The sequence below is a fragment of the Pseudoalteromonas sp. SMS1 genome (assembly GCF_021530565.1).
Classification (GTDB): domain Bacteria; phylum Pseudomonadota; class Gammaproteobacteria; order Enterobacterales; family Alteromonadaceae; genus Pseudoalteromonas.
Genome location: NZ_JAKGBI010000013.1, coordinates 46,407 through 68,418, shown reverse-complemented (window position 1 = coordinate 68,418; position 22,012 = coordinate 46,407). Strand labels below are relative to the sequence as shown.

The 22,012-nt window shown below is 42.4% G+C and carries 16 protein-coding genes and 1 riboswitch; of the genes, 10 read left to right on the top strand and 6 right to left on the bottom strand.

Going from position 1 to position 22,012, the window contains the following annotated elements:
* Positions 1 to 106: 106 nt before the first annotated feature.
* On the bottom strand, positions 107 to 4,606 hold the full coding sequence (locus tag L1286_RS14195; RefSeq protein WP_235407726.1) for a hypothetical protein: 4,500 nt from the start codon (positions 4,604 to 4,606) through the stop codon (positions 107 to 109).
* Positions 4,607 to 4,792: 186 nt separating this feature from the next.
* Between L1286_RS14195 and L1286_RS14190 the strand changes: the two genes are divergently transcribed.
* From L1286_RS14190 to L1286_RS14175, 4 genes are all read left to right on the top strand, one after another.
* Complete coding sequence (locus tag L1286_RS14190; protein WP_235407724.1) at positions 4,793 to 6,130, top strand: dicarboxylate/amino acid:cation symporter; 1,338 nt, start codon at positions 4,793 to 4,795, stop codon at positions 6,128 to 6,130.
* Between the two features lie 128 nt (positions 6,131 to 6,258).
* Positions 6,259 to 7,134 carry an NAD(P)-dependent oxidoreductase gene (locus tag L1286_RS14185; protein WP_235407723.1) on the top strand — a complete coding sequence of 292 codons (876 nt, stop codon included), beginning with the start codon at positions 6,259 to 6,261 and terminating at the stop codon, positions 7,132 to 7,134.
* Between the two features lie 242 nt (positions 7,135 to 7,376).
* Complete coding sequence (locus L1286_RS14180; RefSeq protein ID WP_235407722.1) at positions 7,377 to 7,892, top strand: glutathione peroxidase; 516 nt, start codon at positions 7,377 to 7,379, stop codon at positions 7,890 to 7,892.
* The gene (locus L1286_RS14175) at positions 7,858 to 8,835 is read left to right on the top strand and encodes a 2-hydroxyacid dehydrogenase (protein ID WP_235407721.1); all 978 of its coding nucleotides are present in this window, start codon (positions 7,858 to 7,860) and stop codon (positions 8,833 to 8,835) included. Before L1286_RS14180 ends, L1286_RS14175 begins: the two co-directional genes overlap by 35 nt.
* 70 nt (positions 8,836 to 8,905) lie before the next feature.
* Here L1286_RS14175 and L1286_RS14170 read toward each other — a convergent pair whose 3' ends face one another.
* From L1286_RS14170 to nhaD, 4 genes are all read right to left on the bottom strand, one after another.
* On the bottom strand, positions 8,906 to 10,231 hold the full coding sequence (locus tag L1286_RS14170; RefSeq protein WP_235407719.1) for a sodium-dependent transporter: 1,326 nt from the start codon (positions 10,229 to 10,231) through the stop codon (positions 8,906 to 8,908).
* Between the two features lie 123 nt (positions 10,232 to 10,354).
* Complete coding sequence (locus L1286_RS14165; protein ID WP_235407718.1) at positions 10,355 to 10,885, bottom strand: DUF924 family protein; 531 nt, start codon at positions 10,883 to 10,885, stop codon at positions 10,355 to 10,357.
* 172 nt (positions 10,886 to 11,057) lie between these two features.
* Positions 11,058 to 12,404, bottom strand: a complete 1,347-nt coding sequence (gene lysC, locus L1286_RS14160) for a lysine-sensitive aspartokinase 3 (RefSeq protein WP_235407717.1) — start codon at positions 12,402 to 12,404, stop codon at positions 11,058 to 11,060.
* 88 nt (positions 12,405 to 12,492) lie between these two features.
* A riboswitch (Lysine riboswitch) is annotated at positions 12,493 to 12,666 on the bottom strand.
* A 122-nt stretch (positions 12,667 to 12,788) separates the two neighbouring features.
* Positions 12,789 to 14,036 carry a sodium:proton antiporter NhaD gene (gene nhaD / locus L1286_RS14155; protein ID WP_235407716.1) on the bottom strand — a complete coding sequence of 416 codons (1,248 nt, stop codon included), beginning with the start codon at positions 14,034 to 14,036 and terminating at the stop codon, positions 12,789 to 12,791.
* 158 nt (positions 14,037 to 14,194) lie between these two features.
* Between nhaD and L1286_RS14150 the strand changes: the two genes are divergently transcribed.
* The 6 genes from L1286_RS14150 (at position 14,195) to L1286_RS14125 (ending at position 21,195) form a co-directional block, all read left to right on the top strand.
* Positions 14,195 to 15,448, top strand: coding sequence for a hypothetical protein (locus L1286_RS14150; RefSeq protein ID WP_235407715.1), 1,254 nt, complete (start codon positions 14,195 to 14,197; stop codon positions 15,446 to 15,448).
* A gap of 11 nt (positions 15,449 to 15,459) precedes the next feature.
* Positions 15,460 to 16,011 (top strand): condensin complex protein MksE, encoded by a 552-nt coding sequence (locus L1286_RS14145; protein WP_235407714.1) that lies wholly within the window; start codon positions 15,460 to 15,462, stop codon positions 16,009 to 16,011.
* Positions 16,008 to 18,788: an ATPase gene (locus L1286_RS14140; RefSeq protein WP_235407712.1), complete on the top strand. Its 2,781-nt coding sequence runs from the start codon at positions 16,008 to 16,010 to the stop codon at positions 18,786 to 18,788. The genes L1286_RS14145 and L1286_RS14140 overlap by 4 nt, the downstream gene beginning before the upstream one ends.
* Before the next feature lie 110 nt (positions 18,789 to 18,898).
* Positions 18,899 to 19,450 carry a DUF4136 domain-containing protein gene (locus tag L1286_RS14135; protein WP_235407711.1) on the top strand — a complete coding sequence of 184 codons (552 nt, stop codon included), beginning with the start codon at positions 18,899 to 18,901 and terminating at the stop codon, positions 19,448 to 19,450.
* A 123-nt stretch (positions 19,451 to 19,573) separates the two neighbouring features.
* Positions 19,574 to 20,785 (top strand): aminotransferase class V-fold PLP-dependent enzyme, encoded by a 1,212-nt coding sequence (locus tag L1286_RS14130; protein WP_235407709.1) that lies wholly within the window; start codon positions 19,574 to 19,576, stop codon positions 20,783 to 20,785.
* 2 nt (positions 20,786 to 20,787) lie between these two features.
* Positions 20,788 to 21,195: a SufE family protein gene (locus tag L1286_RS14125; protein WP_235407708.1), complete on the top strand. Its 408-nt coding sequence runs from the start codon at positions 20,788 to 20,790 to the stop codon at positions 21,193 to 21,195.
* A gap of 22 nt (positions 21,196 to 21,217) precedes the next feature.
* On the opposite strand, the gene tcdA is transcribed toward L1286_RS14125, so the two are convergent.
* A complete protein-coding gene (gene tcdA, locus L1286_RS14120; protein ID WP_235407707.1) occupies positions 21,218 to 22,012 on the bottom strand; it encodes a tRNA cyclic N6-threonylcarbamoyladenosine(37) synthase TcdA in 795 nt (264 codons plus the stop codon).

The window sequence follows — 22,012 nt, the reverse complement described above, 5'->3', positions numbered from 1 at the left end:
TTTACTCAACTGCTTATCTGGACTTGCTAAAAAGGCGAATATAGCGGATATGTGAGGAAATTCAAGCGTTAATAAAAAAGGGCCCTAAAAAAGGCCCTTTTTTAACTTAACCCGCATCAAAGATTGGGAGCTTAGCTTGGACGACTTTATCGTCCGCCCCTTGATTCGGTCCCGGAATTGTAAAGGTCACGACCAAGTTGCCTTGTTCGGCACTGTTTGCGGTGATTTCCTGCCCAATTCTAATTTCCACAAACTGTATACCCGTGTTAGTCCTTGCGACAATCTCACCATCGCCGCTAATGACTGTCGCAGTGCCATTTTCAGTTCCAACGGTAATACGTGTACCAACGGGTAGCGTGTTACCAAAAATATCTGAGTAATAAAGCCTAATGGTGTGTGAATCATTCACATTGGCATCAGTTTGATCTATTGAAGATATATCACAATAGTCACTACTGTCATTCGTTGCCAAGCCCCCTACCCCTTCATAAGTACCTAAGGTACAGGCTGCATTATCAAGCTGAGAGCGGTTAATCACATAACGGTACATGACTTCGTCACTAGACATCACAATCTCAAATTGCTTTCTAATGTCTACTAAGTCACGGCTACAGATTTTGACCCCCGGATTATTCGGATCTTCGTCTTCAATACACAATAAACCGTTGTAGATACCATTACCATTATCTAACAAGCCATTGTTGTTGGCGTCTAGGAATACTTCATTGTGGCCACCGGTACTGGTTCCTGGCTCACAATTATTATTGATATTACAGTTAACACCGTCATATTGGTTGTTTTCATTAAAATCAATAAAGGCTTCAGCTAAATCATCGTTTAGTGCATAAAACTCGCCACTGTCAAACACACCGTTTCTGTTGCCGACACCAGGCTTATCATGAAAATTCTCTTGCCCTTTTGCTGTAGCCAGTATCGTTACTCGACCGCCTCTCACAACATTTGCAGGGAAAGTATCGACACAAGGTCCAGCCCTTCCGAGGTAAGTACCGCATACAGTCTCTAAGTTATTTTGCCACTTTTCATCATTTAGCGGGAAATCGCCTTGTTTACGCCATTGAACTGTACACTTCCCATCAACCGCGGTACATGTATAAGTACTATTGCCGCCCGTTCCATCGATACTCCCAATTACACCGGCTTCCGCTTGGATATTTGCAACTAAACTGTCTGCCGTCAACTGGTTGAACTGATCACCGAAGAAAACCGTGATATTGGTCGTTACATCGACATAATTCAGTGCGTTTAATACTGCAACATCTGGCGCTGCATCAAAGCTGTCTTGATCTGGCACACCGGACGATAATACAATACCCGAAGACACCGCATTAACTACTTTATCTGCATCAATCAACACAAAGTTATTTGGGTCACTTGGACAAAAATCTAAGGTTCTATCCGCTACACATTGATCTATTTTAGATTGCCAACAAGTCGCAACTTGGCCATCTGCTAAAGCACTGAGCTCTTCATCAGGAATGTAACAAGCTTCAACAACGATATCACCTGGCACGACGCCTGCGGTCACCGTCGTCTTTGCGATACCATCGTTGTCAGTATTACCCCGATAATTAGTCAAAGAAGCTTTACCGGTCAGATCCGCCAACCTAAACTCAATGTACTTTTGTTGCATTGGACGGTTATCGGTATCAAATAAAGTAAACTGTACCGATGATGTTGTATTCACCCCACCAATGCCTGGAGGCAAACCAATGAACCCATTGAAGCCATCGCTATTTAAATTAAATTGAATCGCTTGGACAGGTGCTTCTTTAATATAAAAATCATAAGTTACAATCGCGCCTGAACCAATACTCGCAGTGATAGACTCGACACCCGCACAGCCACTCGTTCGATATGTTGAATTCGCAACGCCTTGCTTAGTACTCACTGAAGCATCTATTGTTGCTAGAGGTGGTGTGCCACCTTCTGCAACACATGTAGAGGTAAATTCAAGATCAACCTGTTGGTCGTCATAAACATTCGTTCTTTCTTCATCAGTATACAGCGTCGCTGTTAAAATAAAGCTGTCCCCTGAGTCAAGCTCGGGTAGACTGTTTACGTTGCCTACATCGGGTGTTGTAGGGACCTCCAATGGTGAAGTCAAACCTAAATAAAGTTCTCCCGTATTGACTTCGAAGTTTTGTGTGCCATCTTCGCCCTTATATAGTGCCGTAATAGTACCTGCACCGCCGCCATCACCCGGCTGTAGCTGCAACAATGCAACACCGAAAGAATCGGTTAAGACTTTACCCGAAGAAGGTAAGATTGCGCCTTTATCCGTACTAACTGTGATGATCTGGTTAGGTACTTCAATATCTGTATTGGCAGCTGTGGAGACCCTGACATAAACAAAAATATTGTTATCTAGTGAAGAGATACTATTAACACTTTGACAGCCATTAGCGCCTGGATCTAATTCAACAGAATTTCTGTCTTCATCAAAGTTTGTTGCACAATTAGTTAGTACACGGATGTCGATACTGTAGATACCGGTCGCGGCCTCAGCAACACCAGCAGAGTGAAAGTTTTTAGTTACTGATTCATTTTGATAATTTGCCGTGACAAACCCAACGCCTGAAGATTCACTGGTTGCAACCAATTCAATGGTCGCTATACCGTTTTCATCCGTTTCGGCTCGACCATTTGTCGGTAGGAGCGTAGCAACGTTCTGAGAATCTGTTTGGAATGTCACCAAACCGCCTACGATATTTTCACCATCTTCGGTCAGTTTTATGGTTACCGTACCATTATTATCTTCACCAATCTTATTTTTCGGCCCTATATCCGCACCACTGCCATCGCGAATATGTTGGATAGCAAGCTGAATACCGCCGTCCCCTGCACTATTAAAGTTAAAATCCCGTTCCAACGGAGTGCCATCACCCAGAACATACGTTGCTTTGACCTGACCAGCACCATCTTTAGAGTTATCTCTAAGTATGATAGATGCGACACCGTTTGCATTAGTTAAAACAGAACCTGAGCTTGGTGACAGTACCCCAAAGTCATCTACTTCAAAGGTGACTCTCTCACCTGACAATGGAATATTATTAAGTGCTAGTTGGGCTTCAAGAATCAATGGCGTTGAAGCAGAGAGCTCCATACTCTCGTCACCAGAGCCGTCGTTTTTCTTTCCGACGACATTGAACTGATAACTCGAATTACCAAAATCTTCATTACCCGCACTGTGGAAAGTTTTTCTTTCACTTACCGTTTCATTCGTCTCAGCTCTGGTATACGACGCAACAATTTCACCGACGCCATTTTCAGTATTCGCAATAAGCTGTACCGTCGCCACACCATTTGCTTGTGTCTCCGCCAAACCGTTGGCGGGGATTGTCACCGCATTGCTGTATCGATCATCCAATTGTGCCGACACAATCGCACCTGTTACTGGCACACCATTATCACTTAAAGAGACCGAGATACGCCCAGAGGTGGTTTTACCCAATGGGTTCTCAAGGTTAATCGCATTGCCATCAGCATCCGTAATCGTCACTGTCATTTGTAGACCACCATCTCCTTTACTGGAGAAAGCAAAACTACGTTGCACAATATCAGACTCATCAGGTGTGAACGACGCTGTGACCAAACCATCTTTGTTATCGCCTTGACTCGCAATGTTGTTTTCTGTCAATACAACGGTCGCAATACCATTCGCGTTTGTTTGCGCCAAATTTGAACTGATCAAAGCTCTGTCGTTGACGGTAAATGCGATTGACTGGTCTGAAATGGGATTTCCGTTAAGTGTTGCGATTGCTTGAATGGTCAAAGGAGAGGCAAAAGAAAGTTCATCAGCGATGGCTGACTGTTGGTCTATCCCTCTGAGCTCGAGCTCATATTTCTCGATGCCAAAAAACTCATAGCCATCTGACACATATGCGATGGAGTTTGAGGTTTCTTCGTACTGCGCAACAATAGTGCCCGCCCCAGTTAGCTGGGTTGCATTCACTTTAAAGCTCGCTTGACCGCTGGCGTTTGTGACAATTTTACCGTTACTCGTAGTACTGAGTAGCTCATCAAACGTAAACGTGATTATTTTGTCTGTAATAGGTTGAGCATTGTCTGTGAGCGTTGCCATGACAGTGGCTGGAAATTGGCCTTGTAATGGATTTTGCGCATTGATGTCTTTACCTTCCGCATCTTTCATTGAGAGCGCAATTTGAATGCCACCATCGCCGGCAGCAGCATATTCAATGCCTTTTGTGATTGTTTCATTATTTGCCTCAAAAGAGGCCTGTATTGTGCCTGCGCCCTCATTTTCGTTAGCAACAATGCCAACAACCGCAACACCTTGACTATTGGTCAAAGCGGATTCTGCACCATTAAAATCGGAAAACTCATCCCCAATAAATCTAACCAGCCGATCTGATAACGGCTGACCGTCTTTGGTTACTGTGGCCTGAACCTGAATAGGGTTCGCGACACTGAGTTCTGACGAACCACTTTGAGAATTAAGACTGAGTACCAGTGAATATTCTGCTGTATCAGTATCACCGTCCCCTGAGGAGTCTCGTTCGATTGAACCTCCGCCGCCACAGGCAGTTAGAAGGCATATCATAAATATGGTGCTAAACCAACGCATTGAAAGCATCCGCAGTTCTCCCTCGCACAATTTAAAATTAGAGTTATTTGCATAATGTTAACCCAAACCTTGGCAAAAAATCACAATTTTTTCGTAGTGTTGGGCAATTTTTTTTGTTCATTTCGAACCATCCTGTTAGTCTATAACCATTTTGACAACAAGAAGTTTTAGAGCGTCTCGAAAACTATGACTGATAATAATAAACTTAGCCTAACAACGCGCATCATGATTGCCATGTTTTTGGGTATTTTTGTGGGCCGCGTGTTCCAAGCTATACTCGGAGGCGAACCCGAGTTTTTAATTCCTTTAGGCTTATTTGATTTGCCACTTAGAAGCTTTTTTGTTGATGGCTTCTTCCATGTAGGTGGACAGATTTTCATCGCGAGTTTAAAAATGCTGGTTGTGCCATTAGTCTTTATTTCACTTGTCTGTGGTACATGTAGCCTGAGCGACCCCAAAAAGTTGGGACGATTAGGTGGTAAGTCTATTCTTCTTTACTTAACGACCACAGCCATTGCGATTACCGTTGCTATTTCTTTAGCACTGCTCGTGAGCCCGGGTGCAGGCGTTGAAATGACGACAACTGCCAGCTTTGATGCAAAAGAAGCCCCCACGTTGGCACAAGTCATCATTGGTATGTTCCCTACCAATCCAATCGATGCGATGGCGAGTGGCAATATGTTGCAAGTTATTGTGTTTGCATTGCTTTTTGGTATTGCAATGGCACTCAGTGGGGAAGCAGGTAAACGTGTTGCAGTCATATTTGATGACTTAAATACGGTGGTATTAAAGCTCGTCACGTTGTTAATGAACTTAGCACCTTATGGTGTATTCTGTTTAATGGCGAAGTTGTTCACTGACATTGAAATGGGCCTTATACAAGAACTAGGTAAATACTTCTTAGTCGTTGTTGCCGCTCTATTCTTCCATGCATTGGTTAATTACTCGGTGCTATTGAAAGTCCTAACAGGTTTGAGTCCTATCACTTTCCTAGCGAAGATGAAAGACGCTTGTATGTTTGCATTTAGTACGTCTAGTTCAAGTGCTACGATGCCAGTTACACTTGAGACAGCCACCAAAAAGTTGGGCGCTAATAATACCGTAGCATCTTTCACAGTTCCTCTTGGTGCGACTATTAATATGGATGGTACAGCTATCATGCAAGGTGTTGCGACCGTATTCATTGCACAAGTGTTTGCTGTTGACCTTACGTTGAGCGATTACCTAATGGTCATTTTAACAGCGACATTAGCATCTGTAGGTACAGCAGGCGTCCCTGGTGTTGGTTTGATTATGTTGGCGATGGTATTGAACCAAGTTGGTCTGCCTGTTGAAGGCATCGCGATTATTATGGGTGTGGATAGGCTACTAGATATGACACGTACAGCCGTTAATGTTACGGGTGATTGTATGGTGACGTGTGTTGTCGCAAAATCGGAGAAAGAATTGAATCTCGACGTGTTCAATGATCCTAATGCGGCAAAGGACCTTGAAGAAAACTTGTCGACTTCAAAGTCATCTTAACTCTTCACTAAAAGGCAGTAACGACAACCGTTACTGCCCTTCTTTACCGCTACCTTTTAATTTTTCGCTACACAAATATTTATCTTAAGATACAATCATATGCACTAATAGCAATTGGATTGTTGAGCATGACATCGAGCACAAAAAATGTAGCATTTATCGGTTTGGGTGTAATGGGCTTCCCTATGGCTGGCCACCTCGCAAATGCAGGTTACACGGTCACAGTTTATAATCGTACCTCTAGCAAATCAGTATTATGGTTAGAATCTTATGCAGGGAAATCCGCAAAAACGCCCGCGCTTGCAGCACAAAATGCAGATATTGTCTTCATTTGCGTTGGAAATGATGACGACCTTCGCCAAGTAACATCTGGAGAGCATGGTGTTTTACAAACGATGAAACCCAACACCATACTGGTCGACCATACCACCGCTTCAGCAGACGTCGCACGTGAATTATCTGCATTGTGTGAATCAAAACAGATTGGGTTTATAGACGCTCCCGTTTCCGGCGGAGAGGCAGGCGCAGTAAATGGTCAACTTACCATTATGTGTGGCGGACCATCTGATGTATATGAAAATGTTGAGCCTGTAATGGCATCTTTCGCCAGGTTTTCAAAGCTTTTGGGCGAAGTAGGATCTGGGCAAATCGCTAAAATGATGAACCAAATCTGTATTGCTGGAGTCGTTCAAGGTTTAGCTGAGGCACTTCAATTTGGTCAAAATGCGGGGATCGACTGCGAGTCAGTTATCGAGGTCATCTCAAAAGGCGCCGCGGGAAGCTGGCAAATGGAAAATAGACATAAAACCATGCTTCAAGATCATTATGAACATGGGTTTGCAGTCGATTGGATGCGTAAAGATTTGGCAATTGCACTTGATGAAGCAAAGAAAAATGGCTCAACTCTACCACTTACCGCGCTCGTAGACCAGTTTTACGCAGATGTACAAAAAATGGGGGGCAACCGCTGGGATACCTCTAGCCTGCTAAAACGACTCGTTTGATTCTATCATTGATACATTGAGTACCCACAACTGGTACTCAATATTCCCACTATTTTTTCAATTCTACAACAATATTTAACTTTGATTAAATTTAAATCTACTCTGACATAAAATTGTCCTAAATGGCTGCTATGCTTGAACAATGGAGGGGTTTTTACCTCACTGTTGATGAGGAGAAACCTTAAGTTGCTCCCAACTAAATAATATTAATAAAATTCGTTTTATGCACGGAGCCTTTCAATATGGATAATATATACAGATACAGCGTTAAGTTACTTACAGGAGAAACACTCTCTCTTAAGTCACTACAAGACAGACCTGTACTGATCGTCAATATTGCTAGCAAGTGTAGCTTTACCCCACAGTTGGCCGCACTAGAAAAAATGTATCGCAAATATAAGCACAACGGCTTGGAAATTGTCGCTTTTCCGTGCAATCAATTTGGTAAAAATGAGCCATTAGAGAATGAAATGCTCCGAGAGTTTTACCAGTCTCATTTCAATTTAAGTTTTAAGGTCTCTGAGAAAGTGCTCGTTAATGGGCCTGATGCTCACCCTTTATTCAATTATTTGAAATCACACACGCGCGGCATTGCCCAAAATCGCGCCGTGAAATGGAATTACACAAAATTCTTGATCGGCCGCAATGGAGAACTTTTGTCACGTTATGCGCCGCGTACCAAGCCTGAATCATTAAAGCAGATTATTGAGGGCCAGTTACATCATGAAAGTAGCACTATTCAGTTCGCAAAAGTATGAGAAACCTTTTTTTAGTAATGCCATAAACGCTTATCCAAATATAGAAATTTCGCACTTCGAACATGCGTTGAGTATAGACACCGTTTTTCTGGCATCGGGCTTTGATGCAATATGTGTCTTCGTTAATGATGAGGTCAATGCTTGTGTTTTAGCTGAATTGGCTGAGTTGAATGTTAGGTATATTGCCCTGCGCTGCGCTGGCTATAACAACGTAGATATAGAAGCGGCGCATGCACTGGGAATCCAAGTTGTTCGTGTACCAGCCTACAGCCCTGAAGCTGTAGCGGAGCATTGCATCGCGCTGATGCTGACATTAGCGCGTAAGACCCATAAGGCTTATAACAGAGTCAGAGAAGAAAACTTTGATTTAAATGGGCTGCTTGGCTTCAATATCCATAACAAAACTGTTGGTGTAATTGGCTGTGGAAAAATAGGCCAATCTTTGGTTTCTATCTTGAATGGCTTTGGCGCACACACCCTCGTATTTGACCCTAATATCGGGGAAGGCTCGTATACTCAGGTATCGTTACAAATGCTGTTTGAGCAAAGCGACATCATTACCCTGCACTGCCCCCTGACTGATGCTACACACCATTTATTAAATAGTGATGCTTTTGAACAAATGAAGCAAGGCGTCATGGTGATCAACACCAGTAGAGGCGCATTAATCGATACGCAAGCCTGTATTAAGGCATTAAAGACTAAAAAGGTGGGGTACCTTGGACTAGACGTATACGAGCAAGAATCGGAGCTGTTCTTTAAAGATAGAAGTGAAGATATCATACAAGATGATGACTTTATCCGACTGAGCGGTTTTCCAAATGTGTTGATCACTGGACATCAAGGCTTCTTCACCAAAGAAGCGCTGACAGAAATCGCCTCGACAACCGTTGATAACTTGAATACGCTCGACAGTGGTAGAATCTCGCCAAATAGCATTTAAACGCATCAGGATTAGTAAAAAAAAAGCGCGACCTAAAAGTCGCGCTAATTTGTATCATCAATGTCCATTATTACTTGTTAAAAACCACATTCACAAACACGGCTGTCATCAATATCGGACAAACAAACTTCAAGTATTGGGCAAACCAATATTGCTTCCCGTCCGTAGCTAAAAGCAATTGGTTACCACGTCGCCACATCCAACCAACAGTGATAAAGTAAAACAACCCCATCAACGGCAGTTGGTAGCGTGTAAATACATTAATCACCAAGCCAAACAACCATTCAAAGTTCAAGATTATCAGACTTGAGCATATCAGAATAACAAGTGTAACCACCCAAGTCGCCGCTTTACGCGCCATGCCATGGTTTTCGACTAAGAATGAGACCGGTATTTCAGTAGATGAAATGGTTGAGGTTAACGATGCAATCGACATCAATACAAAGAACGTAAGACCAACCCAAATACCAATTTGTCCCATACTCGCAAACAACTCTGGTAAAATCGCAAAAATAAGTCGCCCTTCACCCACTAATTTACCATCTTGGAATACTTCAACACCATTTTGCTGAGCAACAAAAATTGCAGGAATGATCAATAAGCCAGCTAAAAATGCCACGCCGGTGTCTAGCATTGCAACACTGAATGTTAGTTTAGGCAGGTTTTCGTTTGGCTTAAGGTACGAGCCGTAGATCATCATACAACCCACCCCCAATGAAAGTGAAAAGAACGCTTGGCCCATTGCTGCAATGATTAAGTCTGGATCGGTAATTTTGCTAAAATCTGGTACTAAATAAGCGCGAAATCCTTCACTTGCACCATCTAAGGTTGCCATATAGGCAATCAAACACACCAACAATAGAAGCAAGACAGGCATTAGACGACGAGACCAAATTTCGATGCCTGACTTAACGCCTTTCAAAATAATTGCGGCAGTCAGGAGCAGCATCAATGGCGTGAATACGAAGTTGCGTGTCATTGAATCGCCAGTGAGAAACTGACTGGCTGACTCCAGACCGAGAAAAGTAGTCACCGGCTCTAAAGAATGGGCAAGCATCCAACCCGCGACAATAGAATAAAAGCTGAGCATGACGATTGCACCAGCAAGACCTAAATACCCTGCACCAGCACCTACTTTAGGGCTTTTCTCTTGCCATGCCATTCTTAGTGCTTTAACTGGGTTGGCCTGTGCTTGATGACCGAGATACAGTTCAGTATACAAAGCTGGTAAGGCGAGTAAAAAGATGACGATAAAATATGCAAGCAAAAATGCTCCACCACCATGATTGGCGGCCTGTGTGGGAAAGCCCCAAATATTTCCTAATCCAACAGCGGCGCCCGCTGCAGCAAGAACAAAGCCAAGTCGACTTTGAAAACCATCACGTACCTGAGCCATAATTTAACGCTAATATAATTATTGTTTTAGGTCCGCGATTATACCCTGTTTAATGAAAATTGCGAGTGATTAGGTACCGATATAAGCACCTTTCAGTCTTTGCAATTTCATATTTTGCAACAATTAAAAACTTGAACCAGGTTGCTGCAAAAACTCAATCTCTTCATCAGTTGAAACCCGGCTAAGTATCTCATTTCGATGAGGATAGCGACCAAAGCGATCGATAATTTTTTTATGAGCCATTTCAAATTCATAATTCGGCAGATCGCGAAACAGCTTCTCAGCTTGTTGATGAATATATTGGCTTTCACTGTGCATAAACGGCATATACAAAAAACCAACTTCAGTGTCATTCAGTGCTTTATCATAGCCTTTTTCAATGGCGTGTTGCGCTAAACACAACGCCAGAGTATCACTCGCGAAAGCACGCTGCGTATCACGAAACATATTTCTAGAGAACTGGTCTAACACAATGATTTCACACAATGCGCCAACAGGGCTTTGTCGCCAGGCTGCTAGCTCACCATGATGTGCTTTAGTATGCAATGTAGAAAACTCTTGTGACACACGCTGGTCGAATGCGACCGACTTTTGCCACCAGTCAGTTTCAGAACAGGTCACAAACCAAAATTCATATACTTGTTGATACTGCATTGCCCGTTTCCTCACTCCTATTGCACTGTTATCTAGATTGCCATCACACCAAATTTATTGCAACTTTATCACTAATTTTTGTTAGAAATTCATGTCTTAATACTTCGGGATTTAAATAGGCCAAATACAAAGGAACTGTATTTGGCCCTAGGAAAGGCGGTGCCTAGAATAACTAAGCGGCTTCTAACAATTTTTGATGGATAGATTGAACGACAAAATCCGATTTACTCTGCTCCACTAAAAAGCATAAGTTATGGCGGCTAGCACCGTGACAAATTAAGCGAATGTCGAACGCAGAAAGGACATCAACCAAGCAGTCTTCACCGCCATGCAGCTGAATTTCTGACCCAATCATCGCAACTAACGTGAGATTATTTTCTACGGTTACGTGACAAAAAGCGCCCAATTCATCCAAGCAGGCCTGTTCCAGCTCTGGGCGAGTTGCATTGGGTGCATTGTCTAGTGTCAGCGCCACACTTATCTCTGACGTTGTGACGAGGTCAACTGAGATGTTGTAATTACTCAATATCGTAAATATTCTCGCTAAAAAACCGCTCGCAAGTAACATTTCAGGGCTTTTAAGCGTCAGCAAAATTTGATTTTTGCGTTGTGTCACGGCTCTGATACCAGATTGAGACTGGGTTTCTTTTTCAATCCAAGTACCGCCTTGTTCAGGCGCTTTGCTGGATCCAACAAACACCGAAATACCTTTTCGACTGGCTGGGAGAATGGTTGCAGGGTGTAAGACCTTTGCACCAAAGGTTGCCATTTCAGCTGCTTCATCAAAGCTCAACCTTGGAATTGGTTTTGCTTTGTTACATAAACGCGGATCCGTACTAAAAATACCGACAACATCAGTCCAAATATGAACACTTTGAGCGCCAATAGCTTCAGCTAGTAACGCTGCACTGTAATCAGACCCGCCGCGCCCTAAAGTGGTCGTTTGGCCATATTTGTCACTGCCGATGAACCCTTGCGTCACTACGACATGGTCGTCAAGTAACGGAAGCAAACATGCGTTTGCAGCCTTCTCTGTCGCAGCCACATCTGGCGTTGCTTTGGAAAAACTACTGTCTGTTTTTAACACATCTCGAACATCAAAGCGTTGCGCACTCACCCCCAAATCGCGTAAGACTTGCGAAAAAATATACGAGGAAAAACGCTCACCAAAACTTAATACTTCATCACACTGCTGTGGGTCCAAGGCAGGCAATAGTGCGAGTTGCTTGAATTTTTCAGCGGTGCTGTCAAACCCTGTTTGTAGGTCTTTATCCAGTGTGACGTGCGTCAGGATATTTCGTTGAATACTCATCACTGACTCAACGAGTTCAAGTCTTTGTGCTTCGTCAGACTTCTGTTGAACAAGGGTAACTAAGTGATTTGTAACACCAGCACTGGCGCTCACAACGACCACTCTAACGCTCGGGTCATCATTGATAATCTGGGCACAACGATGCATGGCTGTAAAGTCGGCCACACTGGTACCACCAAACTTTGCAACAACATACTGGGAATTCATTTTATCTCCTTTCGACAGTCCAAACGACTATCCTTTAATATAAGGAGAACTAACTTGGCAAGAGGAAGAATTGATACACTGTAAGACCACTGCCAGAAGCTCTCCACCAAAAACGGTGACAGTTCAGAGGATTCAACCTCCTAAACCGAAAAGTCATTGCCACGAATCAATCACTTTCCTCGGCGAATACTTCCCTCACTTGTTCTCTTTGGATCTCGTGTCCTCAAACAAGCTACCTAAGCATCGCACCTCTTCTGTTTATTTTGCGTGTCCGAACATGAACATGCGCAAAATAAAAACCTGCTTCTAAGAGCAGGCTTTTAAAAATTATCTTTTAGACGTCTAGGTGTCAAGTGTTTTTTGTACCCTAAACATTAAAAAACGTTAAATCATCTGACCCATGTAAAATGAACCGGCATAGCCAATGGTATATGCAACCAATAAGTACAGTGACATTTTCAAATAGCTGGTGAAAGTCAACGCTTTCACTTTGCTCATCGCGATAATACCCGCCGCAGAACCAATAATTAGCATCGAGCCCCCCACTCCCGTGGCATAGGTAAACGTTAACCACTGCTGAGGCGTCATCTCAATCTGAGCTTTTAAAAGTGCTGCGGTTAATGGCACATTATCGACAGCTGCACTTAATAGTCCGACCAAGTAATTTGCATATTCAGGCGCTAAAAACAGGTATAATTCTGTAAACATGTTTAGCACCCCGACTTCCTTTAGTGCCCCCACCAGTAGCAAAACACCTACGAAGAATAGCAGTGTGTCGTATTCAATTTCTCTGATGTAATCAATAATCTTTTTGTTAACATCTTTTTTGCGCATTAAAAATTGCGCAACTAGAAACATCAAAGAAAGACCAAATAAGAAGGTCAGCATGGGAGGGACTTGATATTGAACACTTAAATACAAGGTCGCTAGCACGGTGGACATGAAGATAACCGCAATTGTAATATCCGTTTTTTCAATACGACGTGCCTCTTGGCGTGTAAAGTGTAATTGTTCATTCATCCCAATTGACAGCATTGCAGCTAGAGCAAACACACTCACCATTGCAGGGACCACGAGCAGTAGTAAGTCTGGAATAGTCACTTTACCGGCTAAGAAAATCATTAAAGTCGTCACATCACCAGTAATAAGCGATACACCACCGGAGTTAACGCTAAAGATAATAAGTGTGGCATACTTAACTAGTTTCTTCGTGTCCAATTTCAATGACATGACCACAGCGAGCGATATTAATGTTGCCGTAATATTGTCTGAAATCGAAGAAAAAACAAAAGCAAATGCACCAACTAGGAACATGAGTTTTCGCTCACTGATTTGCTCTGGCATAATCCTATGCACGATGTTTTGTATAAACCCTTTCGAATTTAGGTACGCAACAAAAGTCATAGCCGCCATCAAAAATAGCCATAAGGTAGCGATTTCTAGAATGTTATGATCTAGCTGATGTTGTATAGTTTCTGAGCTTTCGCCATGAATTGGAGATATAAAAGCGATAATCCAACATAAAGTGCCAAAAAAAAGGGTCGTTTTGGCCTTGTTTACATGGATAATATCCTCTATAACGATAAGCACAAAAGCTAACGCTATCAGGGTTAGGATTATGGAAGTGACCATACGCGTAAACAACCTGTAATCAAATGTAATTTTTGTAAAGGGTGATGTAAATCGGCGCGGAGTCTAACACTAAGAGCGAGTGACTGCTATCAGTAATTGCGCATTATGAAAAAATAGTGATGGCAGCCTGTCACAAAAATGATACAAACTGGAAAGTTATGATCCCAGCTAAAAAAGTACTGAGTACGCTAAATGAGCACTGGAGCGTTTTGGAGTTGCTATTTAAGCGCTTTAAAATGGCTGATTTTAGTATAAAAGATGTACAAAACATAATAAAACTCAAAAACCCTAACTGGTCAAGTGAACGGGTTTTTAGAGAAACAAATCGGTTATTAAATCAAGAAATAATCATTCCACTTGCAAAGTCGTCACAGCTTGAAATTAACCGTGCTGTTGCTGATTTTGCGAGCTTTTTATTACAAGAAGAACACTTAGGTCTTGCTGAAGAGATCACTGTATTAGTCAAAGATTTGCAACGCTTAGGAGAAAGGTTATCTCAAGCGGGTAACGAGGGTGACCACAGTGAGCTGAGACGATTCAGTAGGATCATGGATGAACGAGTAAGAAAAATTGTAAAGCTATATCAACACAATGAAAGTGCGATTCTTAACCTCGTTGAACAAGCGAAATCTGACCATAGTAATTTGTCGCTCAAACGTCGTTATCAAGCTGTAATTGAAGCATTCGATGAATATATCGAACCTATGCTTGAAATGGTAGATATTCACGGCCCATTTCACGCCTGTTTTAGCAAAATAGAAGCAACTATCAGTGAGCAAATCGATCAAATTGAGCAATTAGGTCGTGGGGCCCAAGATAAGCGTATGTTAGAACAATTGAGAACGCGTATTCTCGACATGCATTTAGTCGGCCGAGAAAGCCTTGGAAAAAGTGCAGATATGCTGATGCCACTGCGTGAAGAATTAAGGCGAAACACATTGATCACCAGGCAAGCAGCCAAAGTTCTGGGCCTGATTAGAAAGAATGGCGTAGATCGAATGCTCAGCCCTGTTCAGCCTGACTTTGTATCTGATATCCAACGTTTTAATTTGGGGCAAAAGCGACATATGGTGGCTTATATGGCAAGCTTGGCAGAGTTTGAACACGAAGAATACCAGCTGCCTGATCATCAAGATGTGCCAGCATATCAAAGTCCGAATATCCCTGATTATGGCGATGTCAGAAAAGCTTTCGCTTCTAGTGGTAACAAACGAACCGCTTTACTCAGCTTTTTGAGTGACGTTTATCCAAACTTGGAGGCGGATGAAATGCTGTTCCTCTATCAAAAGCTCATTAGTGATCCTGAATTAAAAGTAGCTCAATCTGAATCACAAGAGAGCATGCAATTGGCCAACGCAAAAATCAAACTTTATCCGTTTAGCGCAACGCGCGCTGAACACCCTAAAGAATAAGCACGAAACACATGACGAATATTAACCTTAACGAACTCACACAGCTGCAAGCGATAAATAAAAAACTTGCTGGCGGATACCACATTAGCGAGCAAGATACGACATTGTGGCAAGAACTTGATCAACAGATTGAATCTTATCAAGCATTGTTTGCTGCCCTTGGTCATGACCTACAACATGATGGACGCGGCTTCTACTACCTTGCCAGCGACGAAAGTACGCCAAATATGGGCAAAATCAGTCGCGCAATAGCCCTCACAGTATTCATTTTGATCGAGTATTACGCTAACCAAGGTAAGGATCCTCTTCGTGCGCTATTTGATGAACACATTGACCTAGAATTGATGCAAATACTTATCCAATTAAACAAGCATTTATTTGATCAACTTGAGATTTTCTCTGGTTCAGATCTGCGCAAAGACGTCTTTTTACGCATGCTCCGATTAGGGCTTTGTAAAGAAACCGAGCAAGGTTTTTTACTCCTCGCGCCTGTCTACCGATATATTGATGCCCTAATGGAAGTAAATGAAGAAAATTTTGATGCGCTAGAGGAAGAAGTATGAGCGAACTGTACGGTCTAAGTAAACTTGCACTGTTAAACACGGCTGGATATGCAAAGTGTGTGATCCCATTAGATAAAAGCGCGTCAATCTGTGCCCCCAACAACACGGGCAAAAGCTCCGTTATAAACGCCCTGCAATTTCCTTTGGTCAATGACTTACGCCTTACCGAGTGGGATGGTCACGATTTAGAAGAAACGCGCAAATTTTATTTCTCTAGCGACCAATCTTATATCTTATTAGAAGCTAACCTCCCTCATGGCGATGTAGTTATCGGCGTAGCGGGCTTAGGAAAAATTGCAGGCTATGCACATCAGTTTTTTTGCTACAACGGGAAATTGAATTTAGACGATTTTACCGAAGGGAAAAGCATCATAAAATACACAAAGCTGTTTAATCATTTAGATAGCAAAGGCTACAAAGCCATCGAGCTTAAAGCCGCAGAACTGAACGCTTTACTAACTGGTGGCGCGACGCCTTATGACGGCGATATCAACTTAAAAATGATCCCGCTCAACAACGTGCAAGACGCGGCCATTTACAAAGAAATCTTCAGACGCATTTTAAACTTACATAAGTTAGGTGCCCACGACGTAAAACGATTTATGTTGCGTGTATTTGAACGCCACATGTCTAACTCGAAAGTGGATTTTTACGAAGTATGGCGACGTGCTTTTGACAAAGTGAACCGCTCAAAACGTGAATTAAACGCACTTGAATCAATGCAAGAACCTATCGGTGCACTAGAGCAGATGATAGAGAGTGAAGCCACAATTAAAGGCAAATTAGTCGCATACGCACCAAAAATTGATCAAGCAATTATTGCATTTGATGAGTATCAAACATCGCAAATTGATGAACTCAACGAACAGTTAGAAAACATTGAGCAAGAAAAACGAGAGTTTGAGCAAAAGCAGCAACTTTTTGTTCAACAATCACGAGATATCGAACGCAAACAAACACAGATAGAGCAATGGTTTACAGACTACCATGCATTAAAATCTGAATTTGAACTCACTAATCACGCGACGCTAAAAACCAATTTAACACTGCTGAAAAAAGAGTATGAGCAGCTGTCCTTTTCGATCAACAGTGCACAAGGCCAAAGCTTACATACACTTGATTATCGAATCGCAGAAACTCAGAAACAAATTAAGAGTTTGAAGCTACAGCTTAAGAACCTTGAGTTTAACTTGTTTACCCGCATGCGTGAGGATTTATCACTCAAGGAAGTGGAAGAAATCTCAAGGATTTTAAATCCAGATCTATTGTCATTCGCAACCACAGCTCAGGGTGAAGTCAGTATTCACGATGAAGACGCGTTTGCCGCCTTTTTAGCAACGCTATCAAGTGCGGTTAAAGGTGGTGAACTTCAATTGCCTGGTGCGACAATTAAACTGAAGAAACTTACACCAGTACAAATGCAAAGTGGTGAGAACAAAGCTCAGTTACAAGCACAATTGGAGGCCCTCCAACGCTCTCTTACGGAACTAAAACAGCAACGTGAAGTTGCTGCAAATGTGGCTGATAAGCAACAGGAACGCGACAGCCTGTACCAAGAATTGATGGCCACAGAAGATGCATTAAAACGTTTTGAGCAATTCCACACAATGCAGCAATCCGTTGATGCGCAAACGGCATTGAAAGATCAATTGAATGCAGAACGTGAGCAGGTAGATGACTACTTACAAGATGTACAACGCAATGCAGGATCTATTTCTGATCGCCGCTCGATCATAAAAAGTAAGCAAGATCTTATCTTAAGACAAAGTGACAGGTTAAAGCAGGTAAAATCAGAACGTATTGACCACACATTGGCAATTTACGAAGGGAAGCAAAGCCCCTACCCTATTGATGTTACAATAGATTTTGACAACTTATCTGAAATAGTCCATCAATTTAACAAAGATTGCCAAGAACTTCGAAACTTGGATGTGAATGTACGCAATACTTATCTGCACATTTACAATGCAGGGATCACTAAGTTTGACAACGAGACCGATGAGTCAACTAAATACGCAAAGTTAATCAGTGCTTATCATAATATTGATAATGAGAGAGATGCGGTTGAAAGGCAAGCACGCGTGGCGCTAACCGAAGTTGCTGCGACGATAAAAGGGTTACGCGAAGATTTAGACCGATTACGAAGAGAAATGAATAGCTTTAACAGAGGGATCAGTCAACATCGCATCTCCAATTTAAAAGCTTTCAAAATCAATGTTATCCCGCGTAAAATGTTGGTTGAAAGCATCGACACCATCATCAGCACTTCAGAAGCTTACGAACAAGGCGAAAGCTTTGATCTATTGAGTGATGCCCCAGCCGATGAAAAAGCAGTGAACGAAGCAAAAGACCACATTATCAAGCTAGCAAGTGAAAAAGCTGGCTTAACGCTCACCGATCTGTTTGATATTCGTTTTGAAGTCGTTAATCGCGCAGGAGAAACGGAACACTTTGACAAAATTGATTCAGCCGGTTCAAATGGTACGCGTATTACAATTAAATTATTATGCGGTATGTTGTTTATTAGGTACCTGCTGTCTGATCAAGAACAAGCACTGTATCGTATACCTATTTACATTGATGAAGCAGCAGACATTGACCCACAAAATCAAAAAGCGATAATTGAAACTGCCCTCAGCTTTGGTTTTGTACCTATTTTTGCATCGGTTAAACCACAGATTAGCTGTGACTACCTAGTCCCTATTCGCAGTGTTAACCAAGGAAGCCAAAACTGGGTAGATGAAAAAGACTGGATTGAAGTGGAACATTCGGAATAAATTCTGGTCTCACAGTTAGGGCCTAGTTGTCGTTAAATAGGTGATTACATTTAATAAAACTAGTCCCAATTTGTTTCAAAGGGCAATGTGCCCTCGTTAAGGAGTAAAAAATGACTCGCAACTTGCTAGTAGCTATGAGTTTATTTGTGTTAACCGCTTGTACTAATACGCCCGATTGGGATTACGACAAGTCAGTCGAATTTGCAAACTATAAAACTTTTGCTTGGTCGCCAGAAACCGATTTTGATAAAGGTGCTGAAAACTATCAAATCAGTGAATTAATGGAAAAACGTGTACGCAATGCCATCCATAATGAAATGCGTTCACATGGCTTTCAGTTAGTGGATGCGCAGCAGGCAGACGTGATGGTGAATTTTCATGCTTCTGTGGATACCAAACTCGATGTGGATACCTTTAACACAAGCTATACAGCAAGGTGGAATTACTGGGGTGTTGGTTGGCATACTCAAACGCAAGCACGAGAATATGAAGTAGGTACATTGGTCATTGATATTGTTGATCGGGCTTCCAATCAACTTGTCTGGCGCGGCGCAAAAGAAGGCCGTTTAAGAAAGAACCAGTCACCAGAAAAGCGAACTGAATCGGTCAATAAAACGGTTCAAGAAATCCTGGCTAACTTCCCCCCTAAACCACAACATTAAGTTGGAAAAGGCAGCATTTGCTGCCTTTTTTGCATTTGCAGCTTGTAATTATTAGTACAGGGTTGCATGGCCCTTACAATGAGGTAGAATTCTGCCGTTTATGGTTCATGCAGAGCATCTACATTGATTGAGCAACTTCGTAAAGATTTTCCCTTATTGCACACACACGTTGACGAACAACCCATTTGTTATTTCGATTCAGCGGCAACCACACAAAAGCCACAAAGTGTGATAAATGCAGTAAATAAATTTTATCAGCAAGACAACGCTAACGTACACCGTGGAGCACACACGCTCAGTGCAGCGGCAACCTCCCATTACGAATCAATCAGAGGTAAACTCGCGCGATTTTTAAATGTCACGCCGGAAGAAATCGTATGGACAAAAGGCGCCACCGATTCATTGAATTTGATAGCCTATGGCTTATCTGAAAAGCTAACACAAGACGATGTCATTCTGGTGTCACCGTTAGAACACCACGCGAATATCGTTCCTTGGCAGCAAGCAGCTCTGAAAACGGGGGCAAAACTGGAAGTATTGCCCGTCAATGAGCAAGGCATACTTGAACTCGAGAATGCCAAACGCCTCATTCACAAGGTCAAACCCAAAATACTCAGCATTTGTCACGCTTCCAACGCACTTGGTAATATTCATGACGTAGCAGCATTGATCGAAGTTGCAAAACAGCACGATACTATTACGGTCATAGACGGCGCGCAATCACTGCTCCATTTGAGACCAGATTTAAGCGCAATGGGCTGTGATTTTTTTGTATTTTCAGCCCACAAAACACTTGGGCCTACTGGTCTTGGTGGCTTATTTGGGCGCTATGAACTGCTTAATAATATGCCCGTTTATCAAACAGGTGGTGAAATGATAGAGCGGGTTAGTTTTGGCGGCACCACCTTTAGGGATGCGCCTGGTAAATTTGAACCGGGGACACCTAATATCAGTGGGGTTATTGGGTTTGGTGCGGCGCTTGATTACTTAAATGCGATTGACGCAAACGCTCTAGCCGACTATGAACAAAATTTATATCAGTATTTGGTCAGTGCATTGCAGAAAATTGATGGTATTAAAATTTGGGGAGACACGATACACAATATTGGTATTGTCAGTTTTACCTACAAAGATGAGCATCATTTTGACATAGCCACTTTTCTAAATACATACGGTGTAGCTGTCAGAAGTGGACATCATTGCACACAACCTTTGATGGCACATTTATCTTTACAGGGCACGGTTAGAGTGAGTTTAGCGTTTTATAACTCCTACCAAGACGTCGACACCTTGATTGACGCTTTAAAAAATACAATTGATATGTTGGAAGAATAATCATGGACATCAAACAAATCCAAAATCAACTCAACAATTTAAATGGCTGGCAAGCTAAGTACAGAGAAATCATGCTGCTTGGTAAAAAGCTGCCATCATTACCCGAAGCTCTCAAAACACAAGATGCACAGGTACAAGGGTGCGAGAGTAGCGTGTGGCTGCATTTAGATTTAGATGAAAACCAAGAGCGTCTTGTGATTATTGCTGACTCAGACACGCGAATAGTTAAAGGGCTATTGGCTATTATACTTGCGTGCTACAACAATCGACTTCCACAAGAAGCGAAACAAATTGACGCTTACGCGTTGTTTGAAGAAATGGGGTTGATACAGCATTTAAGCCCTTCGCGTGGAAATGGGGTTAAAGCGATTGTTGAACGAATTCAAACTCAAGTAAACGCATTCCAGTAACTCAACTGGAATGCGCCCAACCTTAACGGTTTCGTTCACACCTTTCGAGATATTTACGAATAGACTTTGCAGCGGCAAAAAAACCAAAACTGCCTGTTACCATCGTTGCGGAACCAAACCCTGTTGCGCAATCCATGTTTTTACTGCCATCTGCTTGCTGTTTTGCCTGGCAGACAGTGCCTTCCTCGGTTGGGTAAACTAACTGTTCTGTAGAATACACGCAATCGACTGCAAATTTACGCTTTGGATTTGACGTAAAATTATATTGTTTACGTAATATATAACGCACCTTAGCGAGCAACGGATCGTGCGTTGTTTTTGCAACATCACCAAAACAAATTTGGCTGGGATCTGTTTGGCCGCCTGCCCCACCTGTTGTTATGACAGGGATCTTATTGCGCTTGCAATGGGCTATTAACGCAGCCTTCTCTTTTACCGCATCAATACAATCGATAACATAGTCGAAGTCTTGAATGTACTCTTTTATATTTTCAAGCGTAATAAAATCATCAATTACCGTTACATTGCATGCAGGGTTAATGTTTTCAAGGCGAAGTTTCATGGCTTCTGCTTTGATATCACCTACGGTGTCGGTTACGGCATGCAACTGACGATTAATATTGGTGACACAGATGTCGTCTAAATCGATAAGTGTGATATGTCCGATACCTGTTCGAGCCAATGCTTCAGCCGCCCAACTGCCGACACCACCAATGCCAATCACACAAAAGTTGGCCTCATTTAACCACTTAAGCTGTTCATTACCATACAGCCTGCCAATCCCCCCAAAACGAAGCGATGTATCTTGCTCTGTCAT

What these genes read in the sequence shown, in the direction of transcription:
- L1286_RS14195 (WP_235407726.1), bottom strand. Translation starts at nt 4,606, where the DNA reads ATGCGTTGGTTTAGCACCATATTTATGATATGCCTTCTAACTGCCTGT.
- L1286_RS14190 (WP_235407724.1), top strand. Translation starts at nt 4,793, where the DNA reads ATGACTGATAATAATAAACTTAGCCTAACAACGCGCATCATGATTGCC.
- L1286_RS14185 (WP_235407723.1), top strand. Translation starts at nt 6,259, where the DNA reads ATGACATCGAGCACAAAAAATGTAGCATTTATCGGTTTGGGTGTAATG.
- L1286_RS14180 (WP_235407722.1), top strand. Translation starts at nt 7,377, where the DNA reads ATGGATAATATATACAGATACAGCGTTAAGTTACTTACAGGAGAAACA.
- L1286_RS14175 (WP_235407721.1), top strand. Translation starts at nt 7,858, where the DNA reads ATGAAAGTAGCACTATTCAGTTCGCAAAAGTATGAGAAACCTTTTTTT.
- L1286_RS14170 (WP_235407719.1), bottom strand. Translation starts at nt 10,231, where the DNA reads ATGGCTCAGGTACGTGATGGTTTTCAAAGTCGACTTGGCTTTGTTCTT.
- L1286_RS14165 (WP_235407718.1), bottom strand. Translation starts at nt 10,885, where the DNA reads ATGCAGTATCAACAAGTATATGAATTTTGGTTTGTGACCTGTTCTGAA.
- lysC (WP_235407717.1), bottom strand. Translation starts at nt 12,404, where the DNA reads ATGAATTCCCAGTATGTTGTTGCAAAGTTTGGTGGTACCAGTGTGGCC.
- nhaD (WP_235407716.1), bottom strand. Translation starts at nt 14,036, where the DNA reads ATGGTCACTTCCATAATCCTAACCCTGATAGCGTTAGCTTTTGTGCTT.
- L1286_RS14150 (WP_235407715.1), top strand. Translation starts at nt 14,195, where the DNA reads ATGATCCCAGCTAAAAAAGTACTGAGTACGCTAAATGAGCACTGGAGC.
- L1286_RS14145 (WP_235407714.1), top strand. Translation starts at nt 15,460, where the DNA reads ATGACGAATATTAACCTTAACGAACTCACACAGCTGCAAGCGATAAAT.
- L1286_RS14140 (WP_235407712.1), top strand. Translation starts at nt 16,008, where the DNA reads ATGAGCGAACTGTACGGTCTAAGTAAACTTGCACTGTTAAACACGGCT.
- L1286_RS14135 (WP_235407711.1), top strand. Translation starts at nt 18,899, where the DNA reads ATGACTCGCAACTTGCTAGTAGCTATGAGTTTATTTGTGTTAACCGCT.
- L1286_RS14125 (WP_235407708.1), top strand. Translation starts at nt 20,788, where the DNA reads ATGGACATCAAACAAATCCAAAATCAACTCAACAATTTAAATGGCTGG.
- tcdA (WP_235407707.1), bottom strand. Translation starts at nt 22,012, where the DNA reads ATGACAGAGCAAGATACATCGCTTCGTTTTGGGGGGATTGGCAGGCTG.